Genomic DNA, 23466 nt, shown 5'->3' with positions numbered 1-23466 from the left:
TGCCACATGGCGCGGCCGCCGGTGAAAGTGCTTGTCGGAGCCGCCATGGTCTGCTATTTTGCCGTTTTTGTGTCGGCCATCATGGGGCTGCCGGGTCTGTTCAGCGGTGCAGCGCCAACCAGTTTAAGGGAGAATAAAATGGGAATCATGTCCCGCTCGGGCGGTTTTGTCCGCTACGCGGTGGAAGGTGAGATGCCGGAAAATTTCTGGGATTTCGCCGCCCAACGGATCGTCGCCCATGCCTTTCGCGATATCGATGACACCTTCGATGAACAATCGGTGGGGTGGGTGTCGCTGGCCAGCATGTTTGATCATGACTTCAGCCAGGGGCCTTACGCGGTGGGCGATTACCTGGCCATGAGCATGCGGGTGGACGAGCGCAAGGTGGCGGCCCGGATTTTGAAAAAATTCTGCCTCAAGGAAGAAGAGCGCCTGAAAAAGATGCACCAGGTGCCCAAGCTGAGCCGGGCCCAGAAGATTGAGATCAAAGACAACATGCACCTGATGTTGCTGAAAAAATCCTTTCCGGCCCCGGCGGTTTACGACATGTGCTGGAACCTGGCCGAAGGGACCATTCTCTTTTTCTCCGGCAACCAGAAGGCCCAGGAAACCTTCGAGGAGCTGTTCCGCAACACCTTCGAGTTGGGCATTATTTTGCAGCCGCCCTATCTGGCGGCCGAACACCTGCTGCCGCCAGAGCGGCACCGCCCGCTGGCGGATTTGTCCCCGGCGATTTTCATTTAACTTTGCCCGACCTGTAACGGGTTGCCAAGCCAGGCGCCGGCCTGCCCGCACCGGGCCGGTTTCGGGGAGATATGGGAGATAAACGTGGATCTGGTCGACCTGATCGAAGAAAAGCATTTCCTGGGCCAGGAGTTTTTGCTCTGGCTCTGGTACAAGAGCGAGGAGCGGGGCGGGGCGGTGATGGTGCCGGAACTGGGCCGGGAGATCCTGGTAGTCTTTGAAAAGCACATGCTGCTGGAATACGGCGAGGGCGAGGCCCACGAAAAGCTGGTTTGCCGCGGCCTGATGACCGAGTTGAAGGAGGCCCGGGCCGGCCTGGCCCTGGGCAAAAAACCGGAACAGGCCCGGATCCGTTTTGAAATCGACAACCATGAATGGAGCCTGACCTTGAAGGCTCGCCTCTTTGAATTCCAAAACGTTCGCCTGCCCAAAACCGAAACCGGCAGCGGCGAGAGTGACGATCCCATGGAAGTGGAAGGCCGGCTGCTGGACCAGATCGGTCTTTATGAAACGGCCCAGCGCACCATCGACCAGCTTTTCCGGGCCTTTCTCGAGTTGCGCTGCGGCGAACAGTGGCCGGAGGAATTGGAGCGGGTGCAAGCCTGGGTCCGTAAAGGGTAAAGGAGTTGCAAGCAATCATGGAACTGGAAACCGTTATCGGGCTGGAAGTGCACGCCCAGCTTAAAACCAAGAGCAAAATTTTCTGCGGCTGCTCCACCGAATTCGGTCGCCCGCCCAACAGCAATACCTGCCCGGTCTGCCTGGGGATGCCCGGGGTGCTGCCGGTGCTCAATCGCCGGGTGGTGGAGTTTGCCATTAAGCTGGCCCTGGCCACCGACTGCACCGTCAACCGGCGCAATATCTTCGCCCGCAAGAACTATTTTTACCCCGACCTGCCCAAAGGTTACCAGATCTCCCAGTTCGACCGGCCCATTGCCGAGCACGGCGCCTTGACCATCGAGCTTGAAGGGGCGCCCAGCCGCCGCATCGGCATTACCCGCATCCACATGGAGGAGGATGCCGGTAAGCTGATCCACGACGAACACGAGCCGCAAAGCTATGTCGATCTCAACCGCACCGGGGTACCGCTGCTGGAGATCGTCAGCGAGCCGGACCTGCGGTCGCCGGCCGAGGCCGCCGCTTACCTGCGCAAGCTGCATGCCATCGTCCGCTATCTCGATATCTGCGACGGCAACATGCAGGAAGGGAGTTTTCGCTGCGACGCCAATATCTCGTTGCGGCCCAAGGGGCAAGAGGAGTTCGGCACCCGCACCGAGTTGAAAAACATGAACTCCTTCCGCAACGTGCAAAAGGCCCTGGAGTACGAGGAGCGCCGCCAGCGCGACCTGCTGCTGGACGGCCGGGAGGTGGTGCAGGTGACCCTGCTCTGGGACGCCGACAAGGGGGTCAGCCAGGCCATGCGCTCCAAGGAAGAGGCCCACGATTACCGCTACTTCCCAGACCCCGACCTGGTGCCGGTGGAGATCGATGAAAGCTGGCTCGAGGAAGTCCGCGCCGGCCTGCCGGAACTGCCCCTGGCCCGCAAGACCCGCTTCATCGAGCAGCTCGGCCTGCCGGATTACGACGCCGAGGTGTTGACCTCCAGCCGGGAGCTGGCCGACTACTTTGAACAGGCCCTGGCCGCCTACCCGGCGGCCAAGAAGCTCAGCAACTGGATCATGACCGAACTGATGCGGGTGATGAAGGGCGACGAGGGCATCGACATCGCCGCCTGCCCGGTCAGCCCACCGCACCTGGCCCGCCTGCTGACCATGGTGGACGAGGGGATGATCAGCGGCAAGATCGCCAAAACGGTCTTCGAGGAGATGATGAGCTCCGGGGCCGACCCCGACACCGTGGTCAAGGAAAAGAACCTGGTGCAGGTAAGCGACGAGGGCGAGTTGCTGACCATCGTGCGGGAGATCATCGCCGCCAACCCGGAGCAGGTGGAGCAGTTCAAGGGCGGCAAGAGCAAGGTGATGGGCTTTTTCGTCGGCCAGTTGATGCAACAGACCAAGGGCAAGGCCAACCCGCAACTGGCCAACCAGCTTTTCAGCCGGGAACTTCAAGGAGCATAATTCCAGCCCAAAGTCCGCTTATGACCAGCGATGGCAGCAAAAGCAAGGGGGAAGGGCACCGCCAGCGGTTGCGGGATCGCTTTCTAGCCCACGGCGCCGACGGCCTTACCGACAGCGACATGCTGGAGTTGCTGCTCACCATGGGCACCCCGCGGCGGGATTGCAAGGAGCCGGCCCGGGAGCTGCTGGCCCGCTTCAACAACTCGCTGAGCCGGGTGCTGGATGCCTCTCAGCAGGAGTTGGAGCAGGTAAAGGGGGTGGGGAGCAAGAACGCCTTTGCCATCCATTTTGTCCAGGCCGTGGCCCGGCGTTACCTGCGGGAGCGGCTGATCGGCAAGGAGTACCTGCGCTCCAGCCGGGAGGTGGGGGATTACCTGCTGCACGCCATGCGGGGCTTGAGCCGGGAGACCCTGGTGGCCATCCTGCTGGACGCCTCCTACGGCATCCTGGCGCTGGAGGAAATCGCCACCGGCACCCTTACCGCCGCTTCGGTGCATCCCCGGGAACTGGTCAAAACCGCCATGGCCCATAACGCCGCGGCGGTGATTCTGGCTCACAATCACCCCTCCGGCAACACCAACCCCTCCGAGCAGGACCGCCGCCTCACCCGCCATCTATACCTGGCCCTGGCCTTATGTGAAATCCAACTGCTGGACCACTGCGTCGTCGGCGCCGACCAGCGCCCCTACAGCTTTGCCGACCACGGCCTGATGGAAGAGATCCGCCAGCATTGCCGCCCCATCCTTTCAGGCACCGGCTGATGCCCGAAAAGGCCGGAATTTACCTGCATATTCCTTTTTGTCGCAGCAAATGCAGTTATTGCGCTTTCAGCTCCTGGCCCTGCCGCCGGCCGCCGGCCGGCTATCCGGCGGCCTTGCTGGCCCAGGCCCGGCAGTTGGCGGAGTTGCCCTGGAGCCAGGAAAAAAAATTTGCCACCCTCTTTGTCGGCGGCGGCACCCCCACCATCTACCCGGCCCCGGTCTTAACCGACCTGCTCGCCGGGCTGGGTAAGCTCTTCCGGCTCGACCCGGAGGCGGAAATCAGCCTGGAGGCCAACCCCGACACCCTGACCCCGGAGTTGTTACGGCAACTGCGCCGGGGCGGCTTTAACCGCATCAGTATCGGGGTGCAGAGTTTTCACGACCAATTGCTGCACCGGATCGGCCGCCGCCACGACGGCGCCAAGGCCCGGCAGGCGGTGGCATGGGCCCGACAGGCTGGTTTTGCCAATCTCAACCTGGACCTGATGTATGGCCTGCCGGGCCAAAGCCGCCGCCAGTGGCGCGCCGATATCGCCACCGCCTTGGAGTTGCAGCCGGAGCACCTGGCCATCTATCAGTTGACCCCGGAGGCTGAGACGCCGCTGGGCCGGGCGCTGGCCGCCGGCCACCTGGTGCTGCCGGAACCGGATCTGTCCGCCGAACTGGAGCAGGAGGCCAGGCAAGCCTTGCTGGCGGCGGGTTATCAGCATTACGAGGTGGCCAACTACTGCCGCCCCGGCCGCGCCTGCCGCCACAATCTCAATTACTGGCACAACGGCTCTTACCTTGGTCTGGGGGCGGCGGCGGTCTCCTGCCTGGATGGGCTGCGCTTGGTCAACGTCGCCGCCCCGGGCCGCTACCGGCGCCTGCTGGCCGCCGGCCGGGCGCCCTATGCCGAGGCCGAGCTGCTGGGCCGGCCGGCCGCCTTCCGGGAGACGGTGATCATGGGCCTGCGCCTGCGCCAGGGTTTGCGGGTTGACCAGTTGCAGCAACGCTTTGCCTTGACCCCGCAGCAGTATTACGGACCCATCCTGGATGAACTGATCGCCCAGGGCCTGCTGGTGGCGGACCGGGAAAGGATCGCCTTGAGCGAGCGGGGCTTTGCCCTGGCCAACCAGGTTCTTTGTCGTTTGGTCTAAAGGAAAAATAAAGTGGATTCCGCCAGATCCGCTTATGGATCCAGTAAAACACCTTTTAAGCTGGCGGTGAGGGCAGGCCGGCCACCCGGTTGCGGCCGTCCTGCTTGGCCCGGTAGAGAGCCTGGTCGGCCAGGGCCACCAGTTGCCTCGGGTTTTCCATGGTGGGACTGAGCGAGCTTACCCCGACGCTTACCGTCAGGGGGGTGTCGGGAAATCTTTTCCCCAGCAGCAGGCCGAGTTTTTCGATCTCCCGGCGTAATCGTTCGGCGAAATGGAGGGCTTCATGGTGGTCGGTACGGTTGAGGATGATCAGGAACTCCTCGCCACCGTAGCGGCCCACCTGGTCCGAGGGTCTGGTCAACTTCCGGGCGGTGGCTCCCAGCAACTCCAGGATAGTGTCGCCGGCCTGGTGGCCGTAACGGTCGTTGAACTTCTTGAAGTGATCCACATCGAACATGGCCAGGGAGAGGGGGGTTGCTTCGGTGGTGGCGGTGGCAAAGGCCTTGATCAGCATGGCGTCCAGGGTATCCCGGTTGCTCACTCCGGTAAGCCCGTCCACGGTGGCCCGTTGGGAGACCTCCGCGAAACGCCGGGCATTCTCCAGGGCCATTCCCAACTCGTTGGCCACGATGGTCACCGCCTGAAGGATGCCGGGCCGAATCGGTTTGCCCGAGCGGCAGTTGTCCATCCCGATCAGGCCAAGGACCCGGTTGTTGTTGGCAAAGGGAACCAGGCCAACCTCCCGGGCTTGCAATATGGTCAGGGCCTCGGTTTCACCGCGGTCGGCGCCGGAGGATCAGGATCGGCTCCCGGTTGCGCAGAGAGGAAATGAGGGCGCCGGAGAGGGGGGTGATGGCCAGGGTGGAGGCGGTGAGGTCCACGCCCGAGTCCACCGTGTCCAGGGCATTGGTTATTTGCAGGCTGCGGCTCCCATGGTCGATTCGCATCAGGTAGAGGCGGTCCAGGCCAAAGTCCCGCTGGATGGAGGTCAGGGTCGCGGCGATGATCTCTTCGGCGTCCAGACTGCGATGGGGGCTGGTCAAGCTGTCGCGCATCCTGGTCAGCTCGGAGTTTACCTGGTTTTGCTCCCGTTCCCGGGCATAATAGAAGCGGGTGTTCATCCTGGCCAGGCGGAGGTTGGTCCGGAGCAAATTCTCCTGCTGCTCCTCAGGAGAGGGGAAAGTAAATTGGTAGAAATCCGCCGCGCTTTTGACCTCCTGCTCCATCCGCCGGATCATATCCTGCAAGTTGAGCCGCTCCAGATCGATGATCTGCTCCACTTCGGGCTGGAGGATGGGGTGGCCCAGCAGGTTGACCGAGCCGTTGCCCTGGGTCCAGGCAATGAAGTTGGCCAGGGCCACACTGGCCACCAGCAGGGCCTGATCGGCGGGCAGGTTGAGATGGCCGAAGCGCTGGTGGTGGAATCTGATCGCCAGCATAATCCCTTGGGGAATACCCCATTCGGCGCAGAAAAAGGCACCGACCTCGTCGTGGCTCAGGCCGATGAGGGCTCGCTCCTCCTCCACCAGCAGCCCTTCGGAACGGGAGATGTTGTTGAGGAACTCCCGGTAACTGATGCGGCCGTAGACATCCAGGATAATTTTACCGATATCGTGGAGCAGGCCGGCCACGTAAACCTCCTGGGGTTCGGGGTGGCCCAGGCTTTCGGCGAAGGCCATGCTCAGGCCGGCCACCGAGAGGCAGTGGCGCCAGAAGAAGATTCGATCAAAGGCCAGGCCGTGCTGGGAGGGTACCAGTTGTTCAAAGAGGGTCACCTCCAGGGCCAGGGTGCGGATGGTGGAGAAGCCCAGCAGGACCACGGCCTGTTGGACCGAGGAAATCTTGCGGGGCAGGGCGTAGGCCGCCGAATTAATGATGCGCAGCACCTTGGCGGTCAGGGCCGGGTCGGTCTCCACCACCCGGGCCAGATCCAGGGAAGAGGATTCAATATCGCTGGTGAGTTTGAGCAGCTTGAGGGCCACCACCGGCAGGCTGGGCAATTCGCTGACCGGCCGGTCGAGGGCTGCCGCAACCGCTTTGGGCTGGGGCAGCAGGGAAGGGATCTCCTGCACGGGTAGCTCCTTTATCTCATCTGCCTCATTGGAATAAGGTTGGCCCAGTATCCGCAAGAGGGCGACGGGTTACGAAGAACTCATAGGCATAGAAGGCGGAAAAGCGGCGGTGCATTGCGGGCTCTTCGGCGAGTTGGTCGAGGATGGCGGCAGCTTCGGCGTCACGGGCGTACTTGCGGCGTAACTCGGCAACGCGGACCTCCATGGGGGTGTAGAAATCGTCCCACCATGCCTCGTCGGGCAGGGTGAAGTGCCCCACCAGTTGGAGCCTGCGGTCTCGGATCGCCGCCAGAACGTCATCCAGCCGTCCCATGGTCGGATAGTCCAGGTCGAAGCTTTCCTTGACCTCCGGCGGCGGGTTCTCCTTTCGCCAGACCGGTTCGGTGAAGGCCAGGTAGCCGCCGGGGCGTAACAGATCTCGGCCGACGCGCAGGGCGTTCCTCAACCCGATATTGTAGAGGGCGCCTTCCGACCAGACGAGGTCGAAACTACCCGGCGACTGCCCGGGGCGGGACATATCTCCGACGATGGCGCTGACCCGCTGGGCAAGGCCGCGCTCGGCTATGGCCGCCTGCAATCGTTGGATGTTTGGCGCATGGCTATCGATGGCCACGATGGAGCCTGTGGGGATAAGTTCTGCGAGCTGCAGCGTTTGTCCGCCGACTCCGCAGCCCAGGTCGAGGATCATGGGGGATTGCGGCAGCTCTTGGCAAAGCCCCAGGGCCCTGGCGGCGCACTCACGATTGCCTGGCCCTTGCCGGGGCAGGCTTTCGAAGAGCTCGAAGAAAAGCTGCCAAAAACGAGGAGTGGGCTGATTCATGCGATTTGAGTTCCCTTTGAGCCAATGGTGGCGTTGATAAAAGAGCTTATAGCCCGAATCAAGCCAGATTTCAGGGTACATTCTGGTTGGGGTGTTTTTCAAGCGGTATTTCTGATCGCCGAGTTGCAGCCACGCTTTACTTTGACGCCGCCGCAGGATTATGGAACTATCTTGGGTAAATTGAGCAGCGGGGCCTTTGCCCTGGCCAACCAGGTTCTTTGTCGCTTAGTCTAAAGGGAAAAAATGGCCAAAAACAAAACCGTATATGTCTGCAGCGCCTGCGGGGCCGAGGTGGGCAAGTGGGCCGGCCAGTGTGCCGACTGCGGCCAGTGGAATACTTTGGAAGAGCGCTCGGCCGCACCGGCCCTGCCCGGCGGCCGGGCCGGTTACAGCGGGGTGGTGAGCCCGGTGCAGGCCATCGGTGAGGTGGACCTGGATGAGGCGCCCCGGATCAGCACCGGTCTGGCGGAATTCGACCGGGTGCTGGGCGGCGGCCTGGTGCCGGGTTCGGTGGTGCTGGTGGGCGGTGATCCCGGGGTGGGTAAAAGCACCGGCCTGTTGCAGGTAAGCTGCGCCATGGGGGGGCGCCGGCGGGTGTTGTACGTCTCCGGTGAGGAGTCGCCCCGCCAGATTGCCATGCGCTCCCGCCGCCTGGGGCTGCCCAAGGAGGGGGTCATGTTGCAGGCGGAAACGGTGGTGGAAAACATCCTGGCCACTGCCGCCGATTTGAAACCGCAGGTGCTGGTGATCGATTCGATCCAGACCATGCAGGTGGGGGCGCTCAACTCCGCCCCCGGAAGCGTCAGCCAGGTGCGCGAAGCCGCCGCCCTGCTTACCCGCTACGCCAAGCAAAGCGGCACCGCCGTTTTCCTGGTGGGCCATGTTACCAAGTCGGGCGACCTTGCCGGCCCCCGGGTGCTGGAGCACATCATCGACGTGGTCTGCTATTTCGAAGGCAACCTGGACAGCCGTTACCGGATGCTGCGGGCGGTGAAGAACCGTTACGGGGCGGTCAACGAACTGGGGGTCTTCGCCATGACCGACCGGGGCCTGAAAGAGATCAGCAACCCCTCCGCCATCTTCCTCTCCCGCCAGGAGGAGATCACCCCCGGCAGCCTGGTCACCGCCCTGTGGGAGGGCAGCCGGCCGCTGCTGGTGGAGATGCAGGCCCTGGTGGACCAGTCCCGGGCCGAGATTCCCCGCCGCCTGGCGGTGGGGTTGGAGCATAACCGGCTGGCCATGTTGCTGGCCGTGCTCCATCGCCACGGCCGGCTGGCCACTTACGACCAGGATGTCTTTATCAATGTGGTGGGCGGGGTGCGGGTGAGCGAAACCAGCGCCGACCTGCCCCTGCTGCTGGCGGTGGCCTCCAGCCTGCGCAACCGGCCCCTGCCGGCGGATCTGGTGGTCTTTGGCGAGGTGGGTCTGGCCGGTGAGATCCGGCCGGTGCTCAACGGCCAGGAACGCCTGCGGGAGGCGGCCAAGCACGGCTTCAAGCAGGCGCTGGTCCCCAAGGCCAACCAGCCGCCGGAAAAAATCCCCGGCATGGCGGTAACCGCCGTCGGTAAACTGGCCCAGGCCCTGGCCATCCTGCCCGAAAGCCCGGCCGCTTCCCGTCCCCCTTCCTGACCGCTATCAGCTCACAGTCTTCGGCCGTAAATGATCACGGGGTGCCCCGTGGTCATTTACCCTCGGCCTTGTGCGCGCGACATCCTTTGACTGAACGGGAAGCAGGCGGCGGCCAGGAAAAGAACCCCGGCGGCGCCGAGGAAGGCTGCCGGCATTCCGAAATAAAAGGCCAGCAGGCCGCCCAGCAGGGGGCCGGCAGTGTGGCCGATATCCATGATCGAGCCGAGCATGCCCATGGCCGAGCCGCCCCGGCCCCGGCGGCTGAGATCGGCAATATGGGCGGCCACGGCGGCACTGACCAGGGCGATGGTCAGCCCCAGGATCATGCTCAGCAACAGCAAGCCCGGAAAGGATTCAACCCGGGCGAACAGCAAAATGGTAACTCCGCTGGCCAGGGTGCCGAACAGAATCTGCGGCGGCCGGCCATGCCGATCGGAGAAACGGCCCAGCAACGGTTTGAGCAGGGCGACGGTGATAATCTGGGCTGAGAGACAAATCCCGATCTGGTAAACGCTTAACCCCACAGCCAGGGCATGCAGCGGCAGAAAGGTTTCAAACACCCCGTAGGCAAACAGGATGGCGGCCTCCACGGCGCAGGTCGCCATTAAAGGCCGGTTGCCGAGCAGGTCGTAAAGATCGCTTCGCCAGTTGCCGTCGGCGGCGACGGGGGCCGGCGAACTAGCATGGTCCCGAGTAGTCGCGGCGGAAGCGACAGCAGCGGCGGGGCCGGCGGGGCCGGTGGAGCTGGCTGGGGCGGCTACCGGCAAGGCCAGGCTGGCCAGCAGTACCGCCACGCCGGCACCGCCGCAAACCAGATAGACCACCAGAAACCCCTTGGCGGGATCCGCTCCGTACAGGCCGAGGAGCATACCACCGGTGGCCGGCGCCGCGAAACGGCCAAGCAGAGTGGCGGTGGAGAACCAGCCCATTTTTTCGCCCCGGCTTTGTTGATAAAGGTCACCGACCATGGCCAGGGCCACGGGAATGAAGATCGCGGTGGCCAGGCCGTGGTAAAGGCGAATCAGGATCAAATGCCAGGGGGTGACCGCCAGAGGATAGAGAAAGGGGGCGGTGGCGAAGACCACGGCGGCGACCAGCAACATCCGCCGCCGACCGATCCGGTCCGAAAGCAAACCGGCGGGCAGGCTGAAGATGATGCCGGTGGCGGCGGAAACCGCCGCCACCAGCCCCAGCATGGCCGGATCTCCGTCCAGATAATCGACCAACAGCGGCAAGGCCGGGCTCTTGGAAATGGTGCTGCTGAAAATGGCCAGCAACCCCACTCCGCAAAGCATCATAAAAGGTGAAAGCACCATGGGCTTCAGGTCCGAACAGTCACTTGCCGGCGGGGGTGTGACAACTCACGCCCGCCGGCGCTCGTTCAGCGGTTCACACCCTCCTTGGCGATCAACCCCTGAATTTCGCGATGGTAATTCAGGTAGCGGGCCAGGGTGGCGGCGTTCTTGCCGTACTTGGGATATTCCTTCAGAATTTCCTCAAAACGTTGTTCCGCCTCACCCTCATCACTGAGGGCGACAATGCCGTCATGGATGATATCCACCAGCCGGTCGGCATAGATGACGATCCTTTCCTCCAGCCGCTTCAGGGTGTAATCCTTGACGGGCAACTCCAACTCCACTGCCTCCGCTTCGGTCAAGCCGCCCCGGATATGTTTTTCCATGATGGCGTTAATTTCCGGCGGCAGGCCCAGTTCGGCCCCCAGCTCCGCTCCGACCCGGCCATGGCTGATCCAGTGGGTCTTGACCTTGCCCAGGTCGTGGAACAGTGCGCCCCGACCAACCAGGGCCAGGTCCAGCTCGGCGCCGGTACGCCGGGCGATCGCCAGGGCTTTTGCGGCCACCTTCAGGCTGTGCTCCAGGTCCGGCTCGTTCATCCCGGCCTGGCGCAGCAAATCGATATCCTTGGGGTCGAGTTGGTAGTCGCCGGCATCGGCCTGCATCCGGGCCGTGATCCCGAAATATTCCCGGGCCTCCCGCATGCCATCCTGGTACTGCTGGTTGATTTTGGCAAACTTCTTCTCCATATCCTCTCGCAAATGCTCGACGTATTCCCGCATACCTTCTTCGCCGAAGCGGTCGACCATCTGCGGGGCAAAATCGGGAATGCGGGTGAAGTCGTGACGCTGGTTTTTGTGTTCCGGATCGTCGATCCAACGGTGCAGGTCGGCATAATCATGGCCGGTTCTGCGCAAACTGGTGATAAAATGCTTTTCGGTGGGGGGCATAACGGTTCCTCCGTTTTTCTGTTTTGTTTGGCCCGGCTTCAAGGCCGGGAGTGGGCTTGGTAATAGGCCAGCAGGCCGTCCAGGACGGTGCCGGCGCGATCGATTCTGGCCAGGTCATCGGTCTCCCCTGCGACAATGCCGTCGAACAGGGCCTTGATGCCGGCGGTTTCCAGTCGGCCGAACGCGGTTTCCTTAAGATCGATATCGTGGATCACCTCGGCGATTTTTCTTAAGGCCGGCTCGTCGAGGCCGAAACGGCGGACCAGCACTTCGAAGGTGCACTGATTGCCCTCATGGGTGTATTCCGCCTCGGCCATGTCGAAGCGGACTCGGTCGGGGGCGGCCTCAGCCCGATCGGCGGCGGTGAAGTGAAAACGGGCTGCCGGGTCGATATAGCGGCGGATCAGCCAGGCGCTGGCCATCCGGTCAACATAGAGATCCCGGCGGGTAACCCAGGTTTTACCGGCTACGGCGGCAGGATCGTCCGACACCACCGGCCGCTCGGAGGCCCCGGCCGATGAATTTCGCAGGGCGGTTTCAAGGTTGTGAAGCAGTGCTTCCGTTGCAGTCCGCTCCGGCAGAGAGAAAAAATCGATGGCCGCTGTTTCTTCCAGGCTCTTGCGCAGTTTGGCGATCTGCTTCAACAGCTCCCTTTGGCGTTCGAAATCCTCTTCCGCTGCCGTCATCTCTTCCTCCTCATGCCGCATGGAGGTCAGCAGGGTTTTGATCTCGGCCTGGATTTTTTCGTAATCGCTGCGTCGGGCCGACCGCAGGAGATCGGCTACCTGCTCGTCATCGAGACCCGTCAACAATTCGGCCCGGACCATGATCGCCTCGCCGCCGCCGCTGACAATCTCCTTTTCAATCCACAACAGATCCTCACGGCACGTTTCCCGGTCCGGCAGGATATATACCGATTGCTTGAGCGCCACCGCCCCGGCCCGTTGCAGGCGGCGCAGAATTTTGGCCCGCAGGTACCCGGGCTTGGCCGGAATCTGATGGATCATCAGCAACCAGTTCATGTTAATCACACCTCCGTCTTTATGTCTCAGTTGTGTCTTTAAGAATGTGTCATGTGTCATAAAAAGTCAAGAGGAAGCTCCGTGTTTTGGCTGTTCCAAAAAAATGTCGGCGTCGCCAAAAAACCGCGCCGCCGACTGGGCACTATTTGTAACCAATCGTTTCCGCGTTGTTAATCAACAGTTTGGCAGGTTGTTGCAACAAGGCTATCAAAATTAATTTGTTGACATGCCGGTCGGCGGTCGATCAGGTGTTTTCGGTATTTTGGTGGAGACGTATGGATTTAATCCTGCCGGTGATATTTTGTTCAATTATGGTAAATGTCTATCTCCATGGCCTTGATCAGCATCGACAATATCGGCAAGCAGGTTCGGCAGCGGCTGAACAAAATGACTCCTCCGGCCGGCCTTGAAATTCTGACCTATAAAAGAAACCGTGGGTTGGCGGTTTTCAAGCAGGAGGACGGCACTCTGCAGGTGCGGGAGTGGGGATATGAGGAAAATGCTTTCACCACCACCATGGATGAGCTGCCCAGGTTGCTGAAAGTCATCGCCAAAAGAGAGTTTCCCCGCAGCAGGAAGGTCCGCTTCTACCAGTTGGAAAGCCCGGAAGAGGCGGGACGGGAGATGAAAAAGCTATAAGGCTGTCCCGGCACCTCTGCAGGCATCAAGCGACTTTGATGCAGCCCTGTCGTTGACGACGCCGGGATTGACATTGGGCCGGGGTAATGGTACATAGCACCTTTCTGCCCGAGCTTCTACCAGGAGGAGTGGCCGAGTGGTTTAAGGCGGCGGTCTTGAAAACCGTTGTACGAAAGTACCGTGGGTTCGAATCCTACCTCCTCCGCCAGTTAAACCGTCGCCACCGGCTCGGGCAGCAAACAATACCCGCCTTTGATTGCTGCGGAGAGATGACCGAGTTGGCCGATGGTGCTCGCCTGCTAAGCGAGTGTGGGGTTTAAAGCTCCACCGAGGGTTCGAATCCCTCTCTCTCCGCCACCCCATAATCCGGCAAAGTCCGGAACGTTAAAAAAAAAGCCCTGAAATATCAGGGCTTTTCCTTTTGGTGTGGTCCGCTTTTTACAAACTCCGTAGCGTTCCCTCGCTGACCGTGATCTTGGCTTCCTGGAGCAGGTGCTGGATCCAGGTGTCGATCATTGCTTCCTGCTTGGCCATCAACAGATCGTTTTCGATGGGCTCGGCCCAGCGCTGGAAGAGTTCTTCGTCGGCTGTCCGGCGCTGTTGCAGCTTGATGACGTAGAAACGGTCATTGGCCGACTGGACGGTGCCGGGTACCGGGTTTTCCTTGGTTAGGGTCAGGCCGGTGCGGGCCACTCGGGCGGGCAGGTCGGTGGCGGCTGCAGTGGCCTGGGAGAACCAGGCGGACTCCCTTACCCGGTAGCCTTCGGCGGCAGCCAGGTGCTGCAGGTCCTGCCCTTCCTGCAGGGCGGCCAGCAGTTCCTCGGCGGCCCGGCGGGCGGCCATGGCGGCCTGTTCTTCGATCAGGTCGGCCCGTACCCGGTCCAGCACTTCGGCTAAGGGCGGCACCTGGGGTTCTTCCCGTTCCTGGACATAGATGATGGCGTAACCGTCCTGGGTGGAGATAATCGAACTCAACTCGCCCCGGTTAAGCTCAAAGGCGCTGGAGACTGCTTCCGGGTGGCGGCGCAGGGCGGCGGGTGGCTGCTCCGGGGTGAACAGGCCGGTGCTTTGCAGGCTTACGCCGCCTTCTTCGGCGCCGCGAGCCAGGCTGCCGGTGGTCAGAATGCTTTCATAGACCTCGTTGGCCCGGTTGAAGGCCATCTGCCGGCCCCGGCTGCGCAGGATTTCCCGCCGGATTTCCGCTTCCGCTTCGGCCAGGGTGATCGTTTGCGGCTCCTGAATCTCTTCCAGCTTGATAACATGGAACCCCAGAGAGGTCTCGACAATGTCGCTGATCTCGCCGGGCTCCATGGCAAAGACCGCTTCTTCCAACGGCTCCAGCATTTCGCCCCGGCGGAAGAAGCCCAGATCACCGCCATCCTCGGCGCTGCGATCCTCGGAGTAGAGCAGGGCCAGTTGCCGGAAATCCTGACCTTCCCGGGCCAGTTCCTGCACCGTTTCCGCCTGCTGCCGCTGGCGGGCCCTGGTTTCTTCGGGGGCGTCTGATCGGCTGCGGATCAGGATGTGGCGGGCCCGGCGCTGTTCCGGGGTGTCGAAACGGTCGCGGTTCTGCTCGTAATAGGCAACCAGGTCTTCTTCCTCAATGGTCATCTCTGTGTCATCGGCGGGGAACAGCAGGTAGTCGATGCGTACCTGGGGTGGGGTACGGTAGCGGTGGTCTTTCTCTGCAAAATAGGCCTCGATCTCTTCCGAGGTTGGGTCCTGGGCGGCGCGGAAATCGTCGGCCCGCAGGTAGAGATAGCTTAAACGCACCTGGTCGTGGTCGCGGTGGAAGCGTTCCCGCACTTCCTGGTCGCTGACCTGGGCAAAGCCCATCAGGTGCTCCAGGATCTTGCGCCGCAGCAGATCGGTGCGCAGCCCGGCTTCGAATTCATGCACACTGAGCCGGCTGGCGGCCAGAATTTGGCGGTAAAGCTGCAGGCTGAACTGGCCGTTTTCGGTGAACTCGCCCATGCTTTGTACCGCCTGTTGCAGCTCCTCGCTGCTCACCGGCAGGCCGGTTTTACGGGCGCTCTGCAGCAGCAGTGTCTCCTGGACCATCTGGGAGAGCACCTGCTCCCTGAGCCCCAGGGCCTCGATCAGTTCGCTGGGGATGGCCCCCTCAAACTGATCCCGGTACTGTCCCAGCAGGTCGTTGTAACGGCGTTGAAACTCCCGGGTGGAAATGGGCTGGTCATTGACCGTGGCCACCGTGCCCGGGTCGCCGTTTCCGCCCATCTGGGGAACCCAGAGGATGAAGACCAGAATGATGATGACCACGGCGGCCTGGATAAGGGGGGAACGGGCTTTGCGGCGTAGTAAAGAAAGCATGGGTGATCCTTAAGCAAAAAATATTGGCAAGAGGTTAATCTGTGTCTCTTTAAGAGGTTGCTAAGCAACCGTACAATCTAGTTTTTTTTCGCTGTTGCGTCAATCTTTTTTGGTTTTGCCGCCGGTGCTGTGCTGCTCGGCGGTGGTGATGCTTTATTCGGTGGCGGCCAGGTTGGGGCCACTTTTAAGGTTTACCCGTAAGGGCACGGTCAATTCCATTACGTTTTCCATGGCCTGCTGCACCAGTTTGCCCACTGCCGCCTGTTCATCTTCCGGCACCTCGAAGATCAGCTCGTCGTGAATTTGCAGCAACGCTTCGGTGTTAAAATTTTTCCGGCGCAGTTCCCGGTCGCAGGCGATGGCCGCCAGCTTGATGATATCGGCGGCGGTTCCCTGGATGGGGGTGTTAATGGCGGTGCGTTCGGCAAACTCCCGGCGCAGTTTGTTGCTGCTGTTAATTTCCGGCAATTGTCGGCGCCGCTTGAGCAGGGTCCGGACAAAGCCGTCGCGCCTGGCCTGTTCGACAATTTCTTCCATGAAGGTTTTAACCCCCCGGTAGAGTTCGAAGTAGCGGTCGATGAAAACCTGGGCCTCCTTGCGGCTGCAGCGCAGTTGCTCGGCCAGGCCGAAGGCGCTCATGCCGTAGATGATGCCGAAGTTGATGGTCTTGGCCACCCGCCGCATGTCGGCGGTGACCATGGCCGGATTAACCCGGAAGATCTCGGCGGCGGTACGGCGGTGGATATCCTGATCCTGCTGAAAGGCCTCCAGCAGCATGGGGTCGGCGGAGTAATGGGCCAGCACCCGCAGGTCGATCTGGGAGTAGTCGGCGGCCAGGAAGCGGTGGCCGGGGGCGGCGATGAAGGCCCCCCGAATCCGTCGTCCCTCTTGAGTGCGGACGGGGATATTCTGCAAATTGGGGTTGCTGCTGCTCAGGCGGCCGGTGGCGGTGACCGTTTGGTTGAAAGAGGTGTGGATGCGGCCGTCGGCGGGGTTGATCAGGGTGCTGAGTTTGTCGACATAGGTGGATTTGAGCTTGCTCAGATTACGCTGGGCGATGATCGCCGCCGGCAGGTCGTGGTAAGCGGCCAGCCGTTCCAGTTCCCGAATATCGGTGGAATAGCCGGTTTTTCCTTTGGTTTTACGGCCGTGGGGCAGCTTGAGGCGTTCAAAGAGCACCTCCCCCAGCTGGCGGGGAGAGTTGATGTTGAATTCGACCCCGGCCAGTTGGTAGATTTTGCTGCTCAAGCGTTCCAGCTCCTGGCTGAACTCCGCCGCCAGTTCCTTCAGCACCTGACCATCCAGCAGAATGCCCACCCGCTCCATACGGGCCAGAATCGGCAGCAGGGTAATCTCCACCTGGTAAAACAGTTCCGCCAGTTCCAGTTCGGCCAGTTTGGGTTGGAAAAGCTGCCACAGCAGGCGGGTGGCGGCAACGTCCTCGCAGGAGTAGGCGGCGGCCGCGGCGGGGGCCACGTGGGCGAAGGCTTCCGGCCGCCGGTCGCGGTCGGTGACCTCGGCAAAGGAGGTAAGCCGCCGTTGCAACAGCTCTTCGCTGAGCACATCCAGCCCGTGGGAGCGCCGGGAGGGGTCGATGAGGTAAGAGGCGATCATGGTGTCCGCCAGGGGAGGGGCCAGGGGCAGGTCGTGGCGGTGCAGCACCTGCAGGTCATATTTAAGGTTGTGGCCCAGCTTGAGCCGCCGGTCATCGGCCAGTAGGGGGGCCAAAGCCCGGCGCACCTCGGCCAGGGGCAACTGGTTGGCCGCCGCACTGCCGTCTTCCCGGCGGTGGGCAATGGGCAGATACCAGCAGGCTCCGTTTTCTCCTGCCGCCGTCCGGGAAGCTTTGGCCTCGCTTTCGTCGCTGCCGGGGGCGGCCAGAGTTAGGGAGATGCCCACCAGTTCGGCCTGCAGGGGGTCCAGTGAGGTGGTTTCGGTGTCGATCACCAGCGGGGCCGGGTCGGCGGCCAGTATTGCCACCAGTTCGTGCAGTTGGTCCAGACTGTTAATCAGCTGAAAGGCGTCGGCGGCGATTTTTTCCGCCTGCAGCTCGCTTTTGATCAGGCGGGTGAACTCCAGCTCGGTAAACAGTTGCCGGAGTTTGTCCTGGTCCGGCGGCGGCAAAGTGTAGTCGTCCAGGCTGGTGGGCAACTCCAGGTCGTCTTTTAGCCGGATCAGGCGGCGGGCCAGCTGGGCGTCTTGTCGGTGGGCGGCCAGTTTTTCCCGCAGTTTGGCGGCGCTGACCTGCTCCAGGTTGGCAAACAACTGTTCCAGGCTGCCGAACTGGTCGATCAGCTTGGCCGCCGTTTTCGGGCCTACTCCGGGAACCCCCGGCACGTTGTCGGAAGAGTCGCCGATCAAGGCAAAATAATCCAGCAGCTGTTGCGGGGAGACCTGGTATTTTTTGGCCACCGCGGCCGGATCCATGAAGGTGTCCTGCATGGGGTCCCAGAGGGTGACCCATTCGTTGACCAGTTGCAGCAGATCCTTGTCGCCGGAAACGATGATCAGCGGCTGGTCGGGGCCGGCCAGCCGGCGGGCGGCGGCGGCGATCAGGTCGTCGGCCTCGACGCCGGCCTGCTCCAGGGTGGTGATGTGATAGGCGCTGACCACCTCTTTAATGTAAGGAATCTGGCAGGCCAGGTCCGCCGGCATCTCCGGCCGGTTGGCCTTATAAGCGGGGTAAATTTCATGCCGGAAATTAGGGCCTTTGGAGTCGTAGGCAATGGCCAGGTAGCGGGGCGTTTTTTCGCGGATAACCCGCAACAGGGTGGTGGTGAATCCGTAAACGGCGTGGGTGGGTTGCCCGGCGGCGTTGCTCAGCGGCCGGATGGCGTGATAGGCCCGGTAGATATAGGCACTGCCGTCGATAAGGTAAAGGGGTTCCCGGCTGCTCATGGCCGGCGATCATACCAGGCGCGGTCAATCTTGTAAATGTTGAGCCGTGCCGTTAAAATAGTTTAAAGTTTGCCCTGACTGGTCCGATATGTTAGTACACAGCCTGAATTAAAGACAACCCAACGGCCTTTTGAATGCATCCGGCGTTTTGAGGTGCATGGTGGGTGACTGACGAATATTAATTTGACGAGCAAGATTTACTGATCAACAGCCGGCGGCACTCTTGGCCGGTACCGGCTGATTATAAGGTGGCGGCACGGAGGCTGTCATAAGCACGGAAATCCACGCGGCGGCGGGGGTCGTCGCGGCGGGTGCCCCGGGAGCAGGGACCATGAAGCTGACAAATATCTTTCCCCAGTTAAAGACCGACAAGGTGCAGCAGGTCAAGCGCAACGAACCGGCAGCGGCCGCCAAGGAGCCCGCCGGAGCTGCGCAGGGGTCCGACAAGGTCAACCTCTCCGCCGGGACCCAGGATATTCAGCGGGTCAAGGAAGTACTGGCCCAGACTCCGGAGGTCCGCATGGAAAAGATTCAGGCCTTGAAGGGCCAGATCGAGCGGGGTGAATATCGGGTAGATGCCGAGGCCGTGGCCGAGCGCATGCTGCAGACCCTGATTTCCGATCGGTCGCTGTCGTAAGCGAATCGCAATTAATTCATCCCCGTCGAGGGCGCCGGGCTCGGGGCTTTTTCTTTTGCCGCCGGGTCCGAGCCGCTTTGCCGGGGGTGCCGGAACCGTCCTCATCGGCGGTTTTTTTATTCAAGCGCTCACCGGGCACCGCTTTTTGCGCCGCCTGGCCAGCGCTTATTTTTTTGCCGGGATCAGCCTTGGGCGAGCGGGCCAGCAACCGGCGGGCGCCGATGTACAGCAGGGCGTAAAAGAGCAGGGCCAGGGCGGTCCAGAGGGCGGCGATGGCGGCAAAGATCTGGGGGGCCTTCATGGTGGTGGTCATCAGCGAGTCCTGGTAGTAAAAAAACCAGGGGTAATCGGGCGGAAAAACCCACTCGTGCAACTGGTCGAAGACCGTTTGCGGCCCCTGCCACCATAAAATCATCCCGCCGACGCCCAGCAGCAGCAGCCACATCAGCGCCACCCCGGCCGGCGGCGGCAAGGGCAACTGTCGCCACCACAGCAGCATCACCAGCAACCCGGCCGCCGCCGTAAACCACCAGCCGGCGGCGGTCAGCACGGCCACCAGCCGTTCCACATCTTTCAGGTGCCCCACCTCCTCGGCCCGCAGAAATTTCCCCAACTCCCGCCCGGCGGCATCATGGTACACCGCCTCGTCCAGCGGCTCGCCCCGGCCTTCGATGGCCCGGACAATCAACCCAAAAAGCCGGCGGTGCTCCGTCGGCGTAGTCTCCACGAAATCCGCCCGACCTTGCTGGTTCTGCGGCGCATAATGGGCGATATGGTCCTCAATGGTCAGCACCCGGTACCAGACGGGATAAAGAAAATCCACCCTCGCCAGCAAAAGCCAGCCCAAAAGCAAAGCCACCGGCAACAAAAAAACGGCCAGCAGCCAGCCGGGCATTTTGCGCAATCGTGAGCTGTCAAAACGGATCATCGGCAGCATTCGGTAGAAATAATAGAGTTTGTCGTTAAATATTGTAGCACTAAGTTACTTGGTTGTGGCCAGGGGGTGGGGGCCGCGGAAACCGGTAGCGGCTCATTCTCGGCGGGCATCCTGCCCGCCTCCGAGGTGGCGTCGGCCTCCTGCACGTCCATGTGCCCGGCCGCCGCCAAACCCGCCGCTACCGGTTTCCGCGGCCCCCGTCCAAGCTGCATGCGAGTTTCATGTTGCTCTGTCCTCCCCCGCCCGGTAAGAGCCGCACTCAAAACAACCTTCAACAGGGGGAAAACGTGGAGCAGTGCCGCAGGTTCGGGCAAGCAGCCAGGCGCAGCGTACTCCTGTACGTAAGCCTGGCTGATCGCCCGAAGATGCGGTGCTGCTCCACGTTTTCAGGTGCGAAGGGTGGCGGAGCGGGCGTGCCCCGTCAGCCCCTCCAGCCGGGCCAGGCGGTCGATGGCCTTCTGGTCGGCCAGCAAGGCCTCGCGGCTGTAACTGATCAGGCTGGATTTCTTGACAAAGGTCTCCACTCCCAGGGCCGACGAAAAGCGGGCGGTACCCATGGTGGGCAGCACGTGGTTGGGTCCGGCCAGGTAGTCGCCGGCCGACTCCGGAGTGTACTTGCCCAGGAAAATGGCTCCGGCGTGGCGTACCTTGGGCAGCCAGGCGAAGGGGTCGGCGATCATCAACTCCAAATGCTCCACGGCCAGCCGGTTGGCCAGCTCCATGGCCTCGTCGAGGTCGGCGGCCACCAGTAGGGCGCCGCGCTGGGCCAAAGAGCGGGCGGCGATTTCCCGGCGTTCAAGCTGCGGCAGTTGTTCAGCCACGGCGGCGGCGATCAGGGTTGCCATCTCCTGGTCGGTGCAGATGCACATGGCCAGGGCCTGGGGATCGTGCTCGGCCTGGGCCAGCAGGTCGGCGGCCACGTAGGTGGGCTCGGCGGTGTGGTCGGCCACCACCAGGACTTCGCTAGGGCCGGCGATCATGTCGATTCTTACCCGGCCGGAAACCTGGCGCTTGGCTTCGGTAACGTACTGGTTGCCCGGCCCGACAATTACATCCACCGGGGCGATGCTCTCGGTGCCGTAGGCCAGGGCGGCGATGGCCCAGGCGCTGCCCGCCTTGTAGATCTCGCTGATGCCGATTTCCCGGGCGGCGGCCAGCAGGGCGGGGTTGACCTTGCCTTCGGCGTCCGGCGGGGTCAGCATAACCCGCCGTTTAACTCCGGCAATACCGGCGGGAACACCGTTCATCAGCACCGAGGAGACCAGCGGCGTGCTGCCCCCCTGGCCGCCGGGGACATAGAGGCCGGCACTGTCCACCGGCAGCACCAGCCGGCCGGTAATCACCCCGTTTTCCCGGGTTTCGATCCAGGACTGCTCACGTTCCCGCTCGTGAAACTCCCGGATACGTTTTTCCGCCCGGCGCAGATGCCCCATCAGCTCATGGTCCACCTGGGCGCAGGCCGCCTCGATTTCCGCCTCGCTGACCCGCAATTGGGCCGCTTCGAAGGCGGGGGAGTCGAAGCGCCGGGTATACTCCACCAGGGCGGCATCACCCTGGTGGCGAACCTGGTTGATGATCTCTTCGACCTGCCGGCGGCAGTTGTCGTCGGCCTGCTGAAAACGGTCATAGAGGGCGGTCAGACGGGCCTGTCCGGCCTTGGAGGCGGTGGTTAGGGGAGTTAAAGCCATGGTCTTTCCTCGTCGAGATCTTTATCTATGATGGTTGATAGTTGGCGGTCAGGGGGTAAAGGCGGCCGGCCCCGAAGGCCTTGCCGCTGATTTTCAACCCCGGCGGGGCCTGCCGCCGTTTGTGCTCATTGCGGTGGATGCGCTCAATCACCTCATTGACCACGGTCGCGGGGTACCCCCGCTGGATAATGGCCGCCGCCTCAAGCTGCTCTTCCAGGTAGGCCTGCAGGATGGGGTCCAGTACCTCGTACGGCGGCAGTTCGTCGTCATCCCGCTGCCCCGGGGCCAGTTCGGCGCTGGGCGGGCGCTCGATGGTGCGCCGGGGGATGATTTCTTCTTCCCGGTTGACCAGCTTGGCCAGGCGGTAGACCATGGTTTTGGGCACGTCGGCAAGCACCGCCAGGGCGCCGCACATGTCGCCGTAAAGGGTACAGTAACCCACCGCCAGTTCCGACTTGTTGCCGGTGTTCAGCAGCAGCCGGCCGCTGCGGTTGCTTTCCGCCATCAGCAAATTGCCCCGGATGCGGGCTTGCAGGTTTTGCTCCACCAGCCCGGGCCAGCTCTGGTCGCCCAAAAGCGGGGCCAGGGCCGGGCGGTAAGCGGCCAGCACCTGGTCGATGGGCAGCACCTCGTAGGCCAGGCCCAGGTTAGCCGCCAGGGCTCGGGCATCCTCCTGGCTGGCGGGGGCCGAGTAAGCCGACGGTAAAGCCAGCCCCAGCACCTTGGCCGGCCCCAGGGCCTGGGCGGCGATCACCGCCGTCAGGGCCGAGTCCAGACCCCCAGAAAGGCCGAGAATTGTCTGAGAAAAGCCGCACTTGCGGACAAAATCGCCGGTGCCCAGCACCAGGGCGGCCAGAATCTCGGCGGCTTCCAGGTCGTGGTCGGCGCCGGGTAAGTTGGCGCCGGCGGATGGTGCTGTTTCTTCACCGGGGCCGCTGGCTTGCGGCAGGGCAAACACCGTCAGGTCTTCCTGGAACCTGGCCGCCCGGCAAATCACCCGGCCGTCAGTGTTGTAAGCCAGGCTGTCGCCGTCGAAAATCAGGGAGTCCTGGCCGCCCACCTGGTTGACAAAGACCAGCGGTATTTGGTAGCGGCGGCTGATGGTTTGAAAAATTTGTTCCCGCCGGGCCGTTTTGCCGCTTTCAAAAGGCGAAGCGGCGATATTGACCAGCAGGTCCGCCGGGGCCGGTGTATTGCCGGAGCGGGCAGCGGGAGGCCCCAGCAGTTCCGCCACCGGGTCATGATGATAAGGCCTGTGGGGAGTAAAGATAACGTGGTTCCAGACATCTTCGCAGATGGTAATGGCCAGGCGCAACCCTTGAAATTCAATAATTTTTCCCGGCGGACCAGGTTCAAAATATCGGCTTTCGCCAAAAACGTCGTAAGTGGGCAGCAGGCGTTTGGTGGTGGTGGCCAGTATCTCCCCGTCGGCAAAAAGCAGGGCCGCGTTGTGCAGCGGCTTGCCGGTGGGCGCCGGGTTGGGGATAATGGCGCCGCAGAGCACCCCGATGCCCCGGATCTCTTTGAGCAGTCGTTCCAGGGCCCGCTGGTGGTGGGCCAAAAAGTCCGGCCTTTCCAGCAGGTCCTCGGGTGGGTAGCCGCTGATCGCCAGTTCCGGCAGCACCGCCAGTTCGCAACCCAGGTTGGCGGCTCGGCGGCAGCGATCGATAATAACCTCGGTGTTGTGCCGGAAGTCGCCGATTCGCGGATTGATTTGTATCAGGGCCAGTTTCATGCCGGCAGCATAGCACAGTTTGTCGCCCCCGGCCAGTCTGGAGAGCGTGGCAAATTTCTCATTTTTCTTGCAAAATCCTGGTGAACGGCTA

19 protein-coding genes and 2 tRNA genes are annotated in these 23466 nt (G+C 62.3%); 10 read left to right on the top strand and 11 right to left on the bottom strand.

The features are described from left to right. Positions 1 to 6: 6 nt before the first annotated feature. The 5 genes from rdgC (at position 7) to hemW (ending at position 4722) form a co-directional block, all read left to right on the top strand. Positions 7 to 744 (top strand): recombination-associated protein RdgC, encoded by a 738-nt coding sequence (gene rdgC, locus DAAHT2_RS09955; RefSeq protein ID WP_013164161.1) that lies wholly within the window; start codon positions 7 to 9, stop codon positions 742 to 744. 84 nt (positions 745 to 828) lie between these two features. Next, a complete protein-coding gene (locus tag DAAHT2_RS09950; RefSeq protein ID WP_013164160.1) occupies positions 829 to 1365 on the top strand; it encodes a hypothetical protein in 537 nt (178 codons plus the stop codon). A gap of 17 nt (positions 1366 to 1382) precedes the next feature. Then, positions 1383 to 2822 carry an Asp-tRNA(Asn)/Glu-tRNA(Gln) amidotransferase subunit GatB gene (gene gatB / locus DAAHT2_RS09945; protein ID WP_013164159.1) on the top strand — a complete coding sequence of 480 codons (1440 nt, stop codon included), beginning with the start codon at positions 1383 to 1385 and terminating at the stop codon, positions 2820 to 2822. A gap of 20 nt (positions 2823 to 2842) precedes the next feature. Next, positions 2843 to 3583, top strand: coding sequence for a RadC family protein (gene radC, locus DAAHT2_RS09940; RefSeq protein WP_013164158.1), 741 nt, complete (start codon positions 2843 to 2845; stop codon positions 3581 to 3583). Next, positions 3583 to 4722 carry a radical SAM family heme chaperone HemW gene (hemW, locus tag DAAHT2_RS09935; RefSeq protein ID WP_013164157.1) on the top strand — a complete coding sequence of 380 codons (1140 nt, stop codon included), beginning with the start codon at positions 3583 to 3585 and terminating at the stop codon, positions 4720 to 4722. The genes radC and hemW overlap by 1 nt, the downstream gene beginning before the upstream one ends. Before the next feature lie 55 nt (positions 4723 to 4777). Here the strand turns inward: hemW and DAAHT2_RS09930 are convergent, their stop codons facing one another. From DAAHT2_RS09930 to DAAHT2_RS09920, 3 genes are read right to left on the bottom strand one after another with little or no spacing between them, the layout of a single operon-like run. Beyond that, complete coding sequence (locus DAAHT2_RS09930) at positions 4778 to 5476, bottom strand: sensor domain-containing diguanylate cyclase (protein WP_049824395.1); 699 nt, start codon at positions 5474 to 5476, stop codon at positions 4778 to 4780. 19 nt (positions 5477 to 5495) lie between these two features. Further along, positions 5496 to 6794: an HDOD domain-containing protein gene (locus DAAHT2_RS09925; protein ID WP_049824394.1), complete on the bottom strand. Its 1299-nt coding sequence runs from the start codon at positions 6792 to 6794 to the stop codon at positions 5496 to 5498. Positions 6795 to 6819: 25 nt separating this feature from the next. Continuing rightward, on the bottom strand, positions 6820 to 7614 hold the full coding sequence (locus DAAHT2_RS09920) for a class I SAM-dependent methyltransferase (RefSeq protein WP_013164156.1): 795 nt from the start codon (positions 7612 to 7614) through the stop codon (positions 6820 to 6822). A gap of 243 nt (positions 7615 to 7857) precedes the next feature. On the opposite strand from DAAHT2_RS09920, the gene radA reads away from it, so the two are divergent. Next, entirely contained in the window at positions 7858 to 9243 is a 1386-nt protein-coding gene (gene radA, locus DAAHT2_RS09915) for a DNA repair protein RadA (RefSeq protein ID WP_013164155.1), read from the top strand. Positions 9244 to 9299: 56 nt separating this feature from the next. Here radA and DAAHT2_RS09910 read toward each other — a convergent pair whose 3' ends face one another. From DAAHT2_RS09910 to DAAHT2_RS09900, 3 genes are all read right to left on the bottom strand, one after another. Further along, on the bottom strand, positions 9300 to 10541 hold the full coding sequence (locus DAAHT2_RS09910; protein ID WP_157861461.1) for an MFS transporter: 1242 nt from the start codon (positions 10539 to 10541) through the stop codon (positions 9300 to 9302). A gap of 83 nt (positions 10542 to 10624) precedes the next feature. Further along, the gene (locus DAAHT2_RS13965; protein ID WP_013164153.1) at positions 10625 to 11488 is read right to left on the bottom strand and encodes an HDIG domain-containing metalloprotein; all 864 of its coding nucleotides are present in this window, start codon (positions 11486 to 11488) and stop codon (positions 10625 to 10627) included. Between the two features lie 38 nt (positions 11489 to 11526). Further along, complete coding sequence (locus DAAHT2_RS09900) at positions 11527 to 12510, bottom strand: chromate resistance protein ChrB domain-containing protein (RefSeq protein WP_013164152.1); 984 nt, start codon at positions 12508 to 12510, stop codon at positions 11527 to 11529. 318 nt (positions 12511 to 12828) lie between these two features. Between DAAHT2_RS09900 and DAAHT2_RS09895 the strand changes: the two genes are divergently transcribed. The 3 genes from DAAHT2_RS09895 (at position 12829) to DAAHT2_RS09885 (ending at position 13506) form a co-directional block, all read left to right on the top strand. Further along, on the top strand, positions 12829 to 13149 hold the full coding sequence (locus DAAHT2_RS09895) for a hypothetical protein (protein WP_245526842.1): 321 nt from the start codon (positions 12829 to 12831) through the stop codon (positions 13147 to 13149). A gap of 122 nt (positions 13150 to 13271) precedes the next feature. After that, a tRNA-Ser gene (locus DAAHT2_RS09890) sits at positions 13272 to 13357 on the top strand. A 55-nt stretch (positions 13358 to 13412) separates the two neighbouring features. Continuing rightward, positions 13413 to 13506: transfer RNA gene (locus tag DAAHT2_RS09885), tRNA-Ser, on the top strand. Positions 13507 to 13587: 81 nt separating this feature from the next. On the opposite strand, the gene DAAHT2_RS09880 is transcribed toward DAAHT2_RS09885, so the two are convergent. Beyond that, the gene (locus DAAHT2_RS09880) at positions 13588 to 15480 is read right to left on the bottom strand and encodes a SurA N-terminal domain-containing protein (protein WP_013164150.1); all 1893 of its coding nucleotides are present in this window, start codon (positions 15478 to 15480) and stop codon (positions 13588 to 13590) included. 153 nt (positions 15481 to 15633) lie between these two features. After that, the gene (gene polA, locus DAAHT2_RS09875) at positions 15634 to 18378 is read right to left on the bottom strand and encodes a DNA polymerase I (protein ID WP_013164149.1); all 2745 of its coding nucleotides are present in this window, start codon (positions 18376 to 18378) and stop codon (positions 15634 to 15636) included. A 331-nt stretch (positions 18379 to 18709) separates the two neighbouring features. Between polA and flgM the strand changes: the two genes are divergently transcribed. Next, on the top strand, positions 18710 to 19015 hold the full coding sequence (gene flgM / locus DAAHT2_RS09870) for a flagellar biosynthesis anti-sigma factor FlgM (protein ID WP_013164148.1): 306 nt from the start codon (positions 18710 to 18712) through the stop codon (positions 19013 to 19015). A 16-nt stretch (positions 19016 to 19031) separates the two neighbouring features. Here flgM and DAAHT2_RS09865 read toward each other — a convergent pair whose 3' ends face one another. From DAAHT2_RS09865 to DAAHT2_RS09855, 3 genes are all read right to left on the bottom strand, one after another. Then, a complete protein-coding gene (locus DAAHT2_RS09865) occupies positions 19032 to 19943 on the bottom strand; it encodes a DUF1461 domain-containing protein (protein ID WP_157861460.1) in 912 nt (303 codons plus the stop codon). 395 nt (positions 19944 to 20338) lie between these two features. After that, positions 20339 to 21640 (bottom strand): histidinol dehydrogenase, encoded by a 1302-nt coding sequence (gene hisD, locus DAAHT2_RS09860; protein ID WP_013164146.1) that lies wholly within the window; start codon positions 21638 to 21640, stop codon positions 20339 to 20341. A gap of 25 nt (positions 21641 to 21665) precedes the next feature. Further along, positions 21666 to 23375, bottom strand: a complete 1710-nt coding sequence (locus DAAHT2_RS09855) for an NAD+ synthase (protein ID WP_013164145.1) — start codon at positions 23373 to 23375, stop codon at positions 21666 to 21668. Positions 23376 to 23466: the final 91 nt, after the last annotated feature.

It is taken from the genome of Desulfurivibrio alkaliphilus AHT 2 (assembly GCF_000092205.1).
Classification (GTDB): domain Bacteria; phylum Desulfobacterota; class Desulfobulbia; order Desulfobulbales; family Desulfurivibrionaceae; genus Desulfurivibrio; species Desulfurivibrio alkaliphilus.
Note: the sequence above shows the minus strand (reverse complement) of the source record. Positions and strands in the feature narration are given on the sequence as shown.